We start from the raw sequence: 11,151 nt of genomic DNA on the forward strand, positions 1-11,151 counted from the left end.
GAGCGGGCGCCCGGCCGCCCCCCGCTCGTCACCGATGTCGGCGTGCGCCTGCCCGCCCACCTGACCGCGAGCGGGCGGGCGATCCTGGCCCGGCTGCCGGCCGCGCAGGTCCGGGCCCTCTACCCCGACCGGTCGGCCTTCGTCGACCGCACCGGGGTGGGCCCGCAGTCCCTCACCGCGCTCCGCTCGGTGCTGACCGACACCCGGCGGCGCGGCCACGCCCGTGAGGACGGCGAGGTGACCCCCGGGCTGGCGAGCGTCGCCGCGGCGGTGCTCGACCACAACCAGCACCCGGTGGCCGGGGTCGCGATCACCTTCCCGGCCGACGCGGCCGAGGTCGACGTGCTGGCCGCGGCCGCGGTCCGCACCGCCGAGCAGCTGGGTCGGCGGCTCGGCCGGCGCTAGCGTCGACCGGTCCGCGACGGCTGCAGGCTCAGGCGGACTGCCGGTGGACGATCGGCTGGGCCAGCCAGGCTTCGGCGAACCGGGCTGCCGGCTGCGGCCGGGCGATGAGGTAGCCCTGGATGAGCGGGCAGCCGAGCTCGATCAGCGCTCGTCGTTGCTCGACGGTCTCCACTCCCTCGGCGACGACCGTGATCTCGCACGCGGCCGCCAGCCGGACCACCGCGGCGAGGATCTCGGAGTCGACCACGTTGACCCCCAGCCCCGCGGTGAAGGCACGGTCGATCTTGACGATGTCGACCGGGAACCGCTTGAGGTAGGACAGCGAGGAGTAGCCGGTGCCGAAGTCGTCGATGGCGACCCGCACCCCCAGCGCCTTCAGGTCCTGGAGGGTCATGATGGTCAGCTCCGTGTCGGTCATCATCCCCGTCTCGGTGATCTCCAGGCAGAGCTGGTCGGGCGGGAGCTGGGTGCGGCGCAGGATGTCGGCGACCTCGATGGCGATGGCCGACCTGCTGAACTGGAGCGCGGAGAGATTGACGTTGATCTTGAGGGGCGGGCGCTCCGGGTGGTCGAGGGTCCACTGGCGCGTCTGGCGGCAGGCCTCCTCCAGCACCCACGCGTCGAGCCGGATGATCAGGCCCGTCTCCTCGGCGATGTGGATGAAGTTGAGCGGGGTGACCACGCCGTCGGCGGAGTTCCACCGCACCAGTGCCTCGGCGCCGACCGTCTCGTTGGTCACCGTGTCGACCACGGGTTGGTAGTAGAGCTCGAACTCGCCGTCGTCGAGCGCCCGCCGCAACGCCGTCTCGAGCTCGAGTCGGGCCCGCGGGTCCTCGGCGGTCGCGGCAGCGAACAGCCGGAAGGTGCCCTTGCCGGCCGCCTTCGCGGCGTACGTCGCGCTGTCGGCGGCCGCGACCAGAGCCTCCAGCGAGTCGGCGTGGTCGGTCGTCGCGATCCCGATCGAGGCGCTGACGAACACCTCGTGCCCGCCGATGACCGATCCTTCAGCGACGTCGGCCAGGATCCGTTCGGCGACGGTGACGGCCTGCTGGGCGTCGGCGATGTCCTCCAGGAAGATGGCGAACTCGTCCCCGCCCAGTCGCGCACAGGTGTCCTCCGGACGGATGTTGCGGCGCAGCAGCGAGGCGACGTGGACGAGCAGGTCGTCGCCGATCGGGTGACCGTAGGAGTCGTTGATGAGCTTGAACCGGTCCAGGTCGAACATCAGCAGCGCGTGCCGGGTGTTGTGCCGCTTCGCCCTGACCAGGGCGTGCTCGACCCGGTCCTGGAAGAGGCGCCGGTTCGGCAGGTCGGTCAGGGGGTCGTGGAAGGCGAGGTACGACAGCTTCTTCTCGAACGCCTTGCGCTCGGTGATGTCGTGCAGCACCAGGACGACGCCGGTCTGGGGAGCGGGCAGCCCGGCGGCCGTCAGCGCGACCGGGACCTGCCGGTCGGCGACCCGCAGCACGGCGTCGTCGTCACGGACGCTCTCCTCGGCGCCGGACAGCTCGGTCAGGCTCAGCGCACCGCTCGCGCGCTCGATCGAGAGGACGGCGTCGGCGTCCCGGCCGACCAGGTCGACATCTTGGCCCAGCAGCGCGCACGCAGCCGGGTTGGCGAAGGTGATGACCCCTGCCGAGTCGACGGCGAGGACACCCTCGGACTGACCGTCGGTGATCGCCGTCAGGTGGGCGAGCAGATGGGCGTTGCGCAACGCCTCCGCCCCGACGTTCGCGAGGGTCGTCAGGGCGTCGCGCTCGGTGTCGATCCACGAACCCCCGCCGATCCGGTCCGTCACCCGCAGGTCGGTCTCCTCGTCCAGCGAGACCCGCAGCTCCCCCGAGACCTTCGGCTCCCGGGCGGGCACGAACGCGGCCGCACCGGCGTGCAGCACCTCCTTCGCGGTGGCGAGCAGGTGGTCACGCACGGCATCGGGATCCCCGGAGCTGCGCACCGCAACGACGCCCTGCTGCAGTGCTTCGGCCGCGAGTCGTCCCTGTCGCTGCACGACGACGGCGACGTACGCCGCCTCGATCGTCCAGCCGAGGGCGATCGCCGGTACGACGGCCTCGGGGTGGTCGCGGACGACGACGCCGGCGACGACGCCCAGGAGGAGCGATCCGAAGGACGCGAGGCCCCGGGTGCGCCACTGGTCCCAGAGCCCGGCGAGGACCGGTTCACCCACGGCGAGCCGCACGATCCCGGCGACGGCCACCGACGACACCATCGTGAACACGAGAGCGCCGACGCCGCAGGCCAGGATCGCGGCCGCGGTCACGGGCGCGGAGGTGTCCGGCGCGATGAGGCCGGCGACCGCGAAGCCGGCCAGGCTGGCCAGGACCGTCTGACCGACGTTGAAGACCAGCTTGATCGGCGCCCGCCGGGCGGCCAGGTTGCCGGCGACGGTGGCCACCACCACGGCGACCGCCACGTCGAACGGGCTGAGCATCAGGATCATCGGAGGCAGCAACGCCTCGTCCAGGTGGTCGGACTCCACGCTGCCGTGCCGGTGCACCAGCCGGGTCGGCCGGAGGTGCGTGTAGACGAGCAGCACCGTCAGGATCGCGAACGTCACGGGGTGCGCGAGCGCGGTCGTGCCGCCGAGGAACCCGGCTCCGACGGTCGCCGCACCAGCCGCGACACCGACGCCGATGCACACGGCCGTGATGCCCTTCGAGGACAGCACCCGCGGGGCGCTGGTCGCAGTTGCCCTCATCGTCTGGTGCTCCTCGTGCCGGTCATCGCGGTCGTCGACTCATCCGGCGTGTCAGTTCCACGCGACCGACCAGAAGCCGGTCGAGGCCCAGCCGCCCGCGTTCCATGCGGACGAGTTCCAGGCCGACGAGTTCCAGGCCGAGCTGTTCCATGCCGTCGAGTTCCAGGCAGCCGAGTTCCAGGCGGCGCTGTTCCAGGCAGCCGAGCTCCAGTCGTAGCCGTTCCAGGCCGCGCTGGCCCACTTGTACGCGTTCCAGGCTGCGGAGGTCGTGCCCGCGTTGGCCCCCCACGGCGCCGACTTCCACGCCGAGCTGTTCCACGCCGAGCTGTTCCACGCGGCAGAGTTCCAGGCCGCAGAGTTCCAGGCCGCAGAGTTCCAGGCCGCGGAGTTCCAGGCCACGTGGTCGGCGGGCGGCCCACCGGCGTTGGCCAACGAGCCCTCGGACTTGAACGGCGACCCGGAGCCGTCCGACTGCGCCAACCCGTGGTTGGCGACCGGACCGGTCGGAGCGGCCAGCAGCGCCTCGATGTCCAGCGCGCCGGCCCCCTGGGCCGTGACCGGGACGTTCGGCAGGGCGGCCGCGCTGCCGGTCAGCAGCGCCTTGACCTCGTCGTTCGTCAGCCCCGGACGCTGCTGCAGGAGCAGAGCGGCGGCACCGGCGACCTGGGGAGCCGAGAACGACGTGCCCGACCCGCGGAAGTAGAGAGGATCCACGCGCGACGCAGGGAACGCGGTGTCCGCTGCCGAGCCGGGCGCGCGGGTGGAGACCAGGTGGGCGCCGGGGGCGACCAGGTCCGGCTTCGCGACGTTGGCTGACGTGGGTCCGGTCGAGGAGAAGGTGGCGACGGTGTCGTCGGCCGCGTCGACGGTGGTCTCGTCGTCGCTGGAGCCGACGGTGATCACGTACGGGTCGTCCCCGGGCTTGGTGATCCCGCCCGCGCCGGCGTTGCCCGCGGCGACCGTGACCACCATCCCGGCGTGCCACGCACCCTCGACCGCGGCGTTGAGCGGGTCGATCCGCCAGCTCTGGGTGGAGTCGGTGCCCAGGGACAGGTTCAGGACGCGGATGTTGTGCTGGTCGGCGTGGTTGACCGCCCACTGGATCGCCGAGATCACCCGGATCACGTCGCTGGAGCCGTCGGCTCCCGCGATCTTGAGCGAGACCAGGTTGACGCCGGGCGCGACGCCCTTCACCGCGCCGTCGGAGGCGGCGCCCGACCCGGCGACGATGCCGGCCACGAAGGTGCCGTGGCCGAAGCTGTCGGTGGTGTGGCTGCCTTCGCCGGAGAAGTCGTAGCCGGCGATGACCTTGCCGGCCAGGTCGCCGCTGTTGCTGATCCCGGTGTCGATGACGGCGACGGTGACGCCCGCGCCGTCCAACCCGCTCGCCCAGGCGCTGGGAGCGCCGTCGACCTGCGGATAGACGGCGGACGCTTCGTGGCTGTCGGCGCCCCAGTCGGCGTCGGTCACCCGGACCGTCTCGTTGGCGGAGACGTTGAGCCCCGCCGTCCGAAGGTCAGCGATCTGCTCGTCGGTCAGCTCGGCGGCGAAGCCACCGATGATTGGGAGGCTCTGGTAGCCGGCCTCGTCGGCCAGGTCGGCCTTGGCGTCCCGGACATCGGCGCGGGCACCGGTGACGAGCACCGACTGGGTGGCCGTCAGGTTCGTCGACGAGACCGCCGCGGTGACGGCGGGAGCCGGCCCGGTGAGCGCGGGCGCAGCAGCGACGGACAGGACCGCTGCCAAGAGCGCGGGGACCGCGGCCCTGAGCCGATGCGATCGAGGACGCATGGCAGATCCCACCTCTTGGTCGGCACTACAGGCGTGAAGCTTCGGACGACTGGCGCCGGCGTGCCGCGGACACGAGTCTCACCGAGGCGCGCGAGGGCGTCAGTGATCCTGATCGACCCCGATCGAGCCCAGCTGAGGAAAAACTTCAGAAAGTTTTCGAACCGGGCGATCAGGCGATGGCGGCGGTGCCGAAGGCGACGTTGAACCGGTCGCACCAGATGACCACGGACCTCATGTCGCCGAGGTCGGCGTCGTCGGGGATCTCGTAGTTCTGGTCGCCGATGTTGCCCTTGATCGACCCGAGCCCGACGTATGCGCCGTCGTCGTAGATGCCCCACGAGTCACTGCAGCCCTCGCAGTCGCCGCCGCTGACCTGGTCGGTGATCCAGACGTGGACGTCGGGCCCGTTGGACGTCTCGAACCCCTCGAGCCGCAGGTAGCGGGTGCCGTCGTCGCGGAGGTAGATGATCGCCCGGCCGGACGTGCCGTGCTCGGCGTCGATGAACTCGCCGGCGGCCAGCTCGACCCGCCTCGGCTCGTCGTCGCCCTCGGTGTCGGTCGGGGGGTCGCTGGCCTGCGTCTCCGGGAACGCGGTCTGGGACAGTCCGTCCGAGGCCGTGCCGACCACCTCTCCGGTGTCGTCGGCCTCGTCGACCGTGTCGTCGATGAAGAGCAGCCACGGCTGGAAGAGCAACAGGCCCACGACGATCACGACCAGGAGCACCCCACCGACACTCAGCCAGATCGCACCCTTGCGGCCCATCGCCATCTCTCCTCAGGTCAGCAGCACCGTGACGAGCCCGCGGCGTACCGCCGCCAGGCCCACCACATCCATGACCAGAAGGTAGACGACTGAAACGTCCGGCGCCCTCAGAACCGGAAGCGTGCGTAGCCCCGGCGGGCCGCGCCGGCGACCCGGGTGAAGTCCCCGCCCACCGACAGGGCGGGCAGGGCGTTCGGGCTCTGGAGGGTTGGGGTGAGCCCGAACGCCCAGACCCCGTAGGAGCCGTTGGCCCCGGGGTTCCAAGCAGTCACCGTGCCGTCCTCGGCGAGGAAGGAGCCGATGTGCAGCCGATCGAGATGTGCCTCCGGGAATCCCGAGAAGTGGCCCCCGACGTACACCTCCTCCTCGGTCGCCAGGATCGCCTGGACGTCACCGGAGGTGCGCACGCGGTAGAGCGGGGTGCCGCTGCTGCTGGGGTCGTACGCCCAGGTGCGGTTGTTGGTGGTGCCGAAGAAGAGACGTCCGGACGGCGAGACGTCCATCGAGATCACCACGCCACCGTCGGTGGGAGCGAACGTCGTGACCTGCCCGGTGAGCGAGCTCAGCTCGGCGGCGCCGGGGCGTGACAGGCCGCCGATCGTGGCGAACGGTCCCCCGGCGTAGAGCCGGGTGCCGTCCTCGCTGAGCGCGAGCGCGCGCACCGTCGAGGACGGCCGCGGCGCGAAGGCGGGGTCGACGGCACCCGTCGTCTGGTTCAGCGCAGCCAGCCGGTTGATGTCGCGCCCGCCGATCCGGCTGAAGCTGCCGCCGACGTACAGCCGGTTGCCCGCGTCGGTCACGAGCGCGCGGACGGTGTTGTTGGACGTCGTCGTCGTCCAACCCGCGACCAGGTCGCCGGTGTCCGAGGTGACGGCGGCGAGTCGGCGCGGCTGCCCGTTGACGGCCGTGAACGTGCCACCCAGGAACACCTTGCTGCCGTCGGAGGAGGCCGCCAGCGCGTAGACGACGCCGTCCGCCTCCGGGGTCCAGGCCGGGTCGAGGGTGCCGTCCGCCCGGATCGCCGCCAGGTTGCTCCGCGGCTGTCCCGACACGCTGGTGAAGTCGCCGCCGATGTAGGTGCGGTCACCGATCTGGGCGATCGCGTAGACCACGCCGGCGACCGCGCACCGGCCGGCCGCCTCGTCGTACACGACGCAATCGACCTTCGCGGTCGGCACCGTCACCGGCGACGGGCTGGCCGTGGCGGCAGCGGGCCACCCGAGCGCCGGCAGGGTCGCCAGCAGGGTCGCCAGGGCTGTCAGGACTGTCCGGACCAGAGCACCGCGCTTCGTCCCAGGTCTCATCGTCGATCCCTCCTCAGCGGCGCGCCGCGCCGGTGCCGCCGACGCTACGACCGAGCAGGCCGCCTGACGTCCCCTGTTTTGGGGGTCATGGGCGACGACTACGACTCAGGTGAGCAGCAACGTGTCGAGCCTGCGGCGCACCACCATGAGGCCCACCACCCCCATCACCAGGAGGTAGACGACCGAGACCAGCGACGCCTCCGAGACCGTGCCGGTCGTGAGCTCCCGGCAGAGCACGACGCCGCGGTAGAGCGGCGTGCACTCGACGATCCAGCGCACCGGTCCGGCGTAGGTGTCGATCGGGAAGAAGGTCGCGGAGAACAGGAACAGCGGCAGCTGGACCAGCGTGATCTTGTCGAAGTCCTGGAAGTTGCGCATCCAGGTCGTCGCCGCCATGCACACCGCGCTGAACGCGAACCCGATCAGCAGCACGGCCGGCAGCGCGAGGACGGCCCACCACGACTCGATCAGCCCCATCGCGAGCATCACCAGCAGGAACATCGCGGCGTACGACGACCCGCGCAGCTGCCCCCACGCGATCTCGCCGCGGGCGATGTCGCCGGTGGACAGCGGGGTGGCGAGCATCTGGTCGTAGAGCTTGACGTACTTCAGCTTGAAGAAGACGTTGAACGTCGAGTCGAGCAGCGCCCCGTTGAACGCCGAGGCGGCGAGCATGCCAGGCGCGACGAAGGTCGCGTAGGAGACCTCCTTGCCGCCGACCGCGAAGCTGTCGACGAGGGCGCCGACGCCGATGCCGATCGAGAGCAGGTAGAACAGCGGCTCCAGGAAACCGGTCAGGAAGAGCTTCCACGCGTCGCGGTAGACGATGTAGTTGCGCAGCACCAGCAGCCGGGTGGCGGCCACCCGGGTGAGCGGCCGGACCTCGGTGGTGTTGGAGGCGAGCAGCTGCGTCGATGCGGGGGTGCTCACGTGATCATCCGCTTCGTCAGGCCCGAGACCGACCAGCGCCAGCCGAGCAGCATCAGCACCACCAGGACGGCGACGTTGAGGCCGGCCACCCACCAGGTGACGTTGTCGAGCGCGAACATCCGCGACAGGTTGACGCCCTGCCAGAGCGGGGTCAGCCGGGCGAGCCACGACCCGACGTCACCGAGGTTGCTCACCGGGAAGAACGCACCCGAGAACAGGAACAACGGGAACACACCGAGCCGGAACAGGACGCCGAAGCCCTCCTCCGACCGGTTGCGGGTGGAGAACGCGTACACCAGCGTCGCGAACGTCATCCCGCAGAGCACCTGGGAGGCGAAGGCGAGGATCGGCCCCCACCAGGACTCGAAGACGCCGAACGGGAGCATCACCAGCGTGTAGAGCCCACAGGTCGCGCTCAGGTGCAGCGCGACCGACGCGAGGTGGGCGCCGACCAGGTGACGCGGCTGCAGCGGTGTCGCCAGCATCGACTCGTAGATCCGCTGCCACTTGATCATGCCCATGACCGGCCAGGTGGTCTCGGAGACGGCCGTCTGCATCGCGTGGGCGGCGATCAGGCCCGGCACCACGAAGGCGAGGTACGACGTCGCCCCCTCGAGCTCGTCGGGATCGGCCTCGATGAACCCGCCCAGCAGCACGCCCATCGCCAGGACGTAGAGGAACGGCGACAGGAACGAGGAGACGATGACCCCGCGCCAGGTGCGGGCCCAGACGATGGCCCAGTAGTCGACCTGCCGCTGGACGCCCTCGACGAACGGGAGGTCGCGCGGGGCCGCGGGCGGCGCGTCGGGCGCCACCGCGTCGGAGTCTGTCGAGACCGCCATCAGTCGACCAGGGTCCGACCGGTGAGCCGGAGGAAGACGTCCTCCAGCGAGGAGCGCCGCACGAGGGTGGCCAGCGGCTGGAGCCCTCGCTCGTGGGTGCGCGCCAGCACCTCCTCGCCGTCCTCGGTGTAGACGAGCAGCCGGTCGGGCAGCACCTCGACCCGCTCGCCCAGGTCGCCGAGCAGCTCGGCGTGCGCGGCGTGCTCACCGGCTCCGAACCGGAGCTCGGCCACCTCACGGGTCGAGTGGGCCCGGATCAGCTCGAGGGGTGCCCCCTCGGCGACGATCACGCCCTTGTCCATCACGACCAGGCGGTCGCAGAGCTGCTCGGCCTCGTCCATGTAGTGGGTGCTCAGGACCAGCGTGACGCCGGCGTGCTTGAGCCGGAACAGCTGGTCCCACAACAGGTGGCGGGCCTGCGGGTCAAGGCCCGTGGTCGGCTCGTCGAGCAGCAGCAGGTCGGGCTTGTTGATGAGCGAGCGGGCGATGGTCAGCCGTCGCTTCATGCCGCCCGACAGCTCGTCGACCCTGGCCTTGGACTTCTCGGTGAGCTTCGCGAACTCCAGCAGCTCGCCCGCCCGCTCGCGCACCACCTGCTTGGGGAGCCCGAAGTAGCGGCCGTAGACGTAGAGGTTGTCGAAGACGTTGAGCTCCTGGTCGAGGTTGTCCTCCTGGGGGCACACGCCGAGCCGGCCCCGGATCGTCGGCCCGTCGACGGCCGGGTCCATGCCGAAGATCCGCAGCTCTCCGTCGCTGACCGGCGACACCCCCGCGATCATCCGCATCGTCGACGACTTGCCGGCGCCATTGGGCCCCAGGAAACCGAACGCCTCGCCCTTGCGCACCTCGAGGTCGATGCCCTTGACCGCGTCGAAGCTGGGACCCGAACCCTGCTGGAACCGCTTCCACAGGCCGCGGGCGACGATCTGCGCGTCGTCGTGGAGCGGGGTCTCCGCCGCATCGGCCGCCGTGCTGTCCGGGAGGGTGTCGCTCACCCGTCGATAGTAGGGACCGGCGACGACAAGGGCCTTCGATTAACCGGGCCCCTCCCCGCGTGGGTGTGCCGGTCGCGGTCCGTCAGTCCGGCTCGGCCGGGTTGCCGCCGAAGCCGATCTCGTTGCCGTCCGGGTCGCGGTAGACCACCTTGCGCACGCCGTCGCCGTACGTCTCCTGCCCGCTCGGCTCGATGCCCCGCGCGGCCAGCGCGGCGACCCGGGCGTCGAGGTCGGACACGAACACGGTGTGCGTCGCGTGGCCTGCGTGCTCCGGCCTCTCCTCGACCACCAGCCAGCGGTGAGGTGCGATCTCCCAGACGGCCTCCCGCTCGTGGGCCTTGAAGGAGGGCGGACCGCCGAGCAGCCGCTCCCACCAGGGGTACGCCGTCGCGAAGTCGCGCACGCACGTCGTCGCGAAGAGCTCGACGCCGTCGGACAGGAACTCAGCCACGGCCGAGCCGTCCGAGCCACCACGCGAGCACGCCGTCCGCAGCATCGATCCCGTAGGCAGCGGTCATCACCGCTCCAGCCTCGGCGACGTGCCCGGACCGCGCAAGGTCGGCACCCTCCGCCCATCGGCGCTCGTCGACGGGCAGCGGCAGCGCGGCCAGCTGCCGGGCGCTGACCTTGACCGACCCCGGCGAGAGCCCGGTGCCGAGGTAGCGCGCAGCGGCGTGGGCCACGACCGGGGGCGCGAGAAGCACGGCGAGGATCCGCCACAGGTCGGCGGCTTCGCCCGGGACCACCGTCACGACCGGCACCGATGGCAGCCACGCACCGCGCTCGTCCACCACCGCCTCGATCACCCGCCCCTGACCGGCGACGAGCACCTTCGGCACCAGCCGGGCGTCCACCCAGGAGCCGAGCGGACCCGCCCGGACGGCGGCGACGTCGACCACGGGCGCGTCGTACCGCTGTCGCGCGAAGCGGGTCGGACGCCGCCCCCACTCGCAGGCACCCGGCTCGATCAGCCCGCTGGTGACCAACGGCGCCTCCCCCGGCTGCGCGCCGCCGGCGCCCGCCTCGCGGACGTGCGGCACNCCGCCGGCGCCCGCCTCGCGGACGTGCGGCACGAGCCCGTAGTACTGGTCGCGGAAGTCGGCGGTGCACGTCGCCAGGTCGTCGAGGGTGCCGGCACCGGCGTCGAGCGTGACGGCCGGGATCCCGAAGTACGGCGCCGCGAGCCGGCCCCAGTCGTCGGGACCCGGACCGCCCTCCTCGCCGATCCGCACGACCGGGACGCACGCGAGCACCGTCGTGCCGCGGAAGACCGGCCGGTCGGCGACCCACAGGTCGGTCACCGCACCGGCCACCGCCGCGGCCGCTCGCACCGGCCCGGCGTCCCGCGCCCCGAGCACCGACAGCGGCTGCACCAGGGCGACCGTCCCGCCGGGGACGACCAGGC

9 protein-coding genes are annotated in these 11,151 nt (G+C 71.7%); 1 reads left to right on the top strand and 8 read right to left on the bottom strand.

Annotated features, from left to right (window positions below; all coding sequences use genetic code 11):
* A partial coding sequence (locus H0488_RS17825) for an IclR family transcriptional regulator domain-containing protein (protein WP_281369697.1) occupies positions 1-405 on the top strand: 405 nt, incomplete at its 5' end.
* 28 nt (positions 406-433) lie between these two features.
* Here the strand turns inward: H0488_RS17825 and H0488_RS17830 are convergent.
* From H0488_RS17830 to H0488_RS17865, 8 genes are all read right to left on the bottom strand, one after another.
* The gene (locus tag H0488_RS17830) at positions 434-3,121 is read right to left on the bottom strand and encodes a putative bifunctional diguanylate cyclase/phosphodiesterase (RefSeq protein ID WP_183100589.1); all 2,688 of its coding nucleotides are present in this window, start codon (positions 3,119-3,121) and stop codon (positions 434-436) included.
* A 51-nt stretch (positions 3,122-3,172) separates the two neighbouring features.
* Positions 3,173-4,912, bottom strand: coding sequence for a S8 family peptidase (locus H0488_RS17835; RefSeq protein ID WP_183100590.1), 1,740 nt, complete (start codon positions 4,910-4,912; stop codon positions 3,173-3,175).
* 169 nt (positions 4,913-5,081) lie between these two features.
* Positions 5,082-5,675, bottom strand: coding sequence for a DM13 domain-containing protein (locus tag H0488_RS17840; protein ID WP_183100591.1), 594 nt, complete (start codon positions 5,673-5,675; stop codon positions 5,082-5,084).
* Between the two features lie 107 nt (positions 5,676-5,782).
* A complete protein-coding gene (locus tag H0488_RS17845) occupies positions 5,783-6,979 on the bottom strand; it encodes a delta-60 repeat domain-containing protein (protein ID WP_183100592.1) in 1,197 nt (398 codons plus the stop codon).
* Positions 6,980-7,084: 105 nt separating this feature from the next.
* Positions 7,085-7,909: an ABC transporter permease gene (locus tag H0488_RS17850; RefSeq protein ID WP_312856411.1), complete on the bottom strand. Its 825-nt coding sequence runs from the start codon at positions 7,907-7,909 to the stop codon at positions 7,085-7,087.
* The gene (locus tag H0488_RS17855; RefSeq protein WP_183100593.1) at positions 7,906-8,751 is read right to left on the bottom strand and encodes an ABC transporter permease; all 846 of its coding nucleotides are present in this window, start codon (positions 8,749-8,751) and stop codon (positions 7,906-7,908) included. The genes H0488_RS17850 and H0488_RS17855 overlap by 4 nt, the downstream gene beginning before the upstream one ends.
* Positions 8,751-9,746, bottom strand: coding sequence for an ABC transporter ATP-binding protein (locus H0488_RS17860; RefSeq protein ID WP_183100594.1), 996 nt, complete (start codon positions 9,744-9,746; stop codon positions 8,751-8,753). The genes H0488_RS17855 and H0488_RS17860 overlap by 1 nt, the downstream gene beginning before the upstream one ends.
* An 82-nt stretch (positions 9,747-9,828) precedes the next feature.
* Complete coding sequence (locus H0488_RS17865; protein ID WP_312856412.1) at positions 9,829-10,197, bottom strand: VOC family protein; 369 nt, start codon at positions 10,195-10,197, stop codon at positions 9,829-9,831.
* Between the last annotated feature and the right edge of the window lie 954 nt (positions 10,198-11,151).

This window comes from Nocardioides pelophilus, from assembly GCF_014180685.1.
GTDB lineage: Bacteria > Actinomycetota > Actinomycetes > Propionibacteriales > Nocardioidaceae > Nocardioides > Nocardioides pelophilus.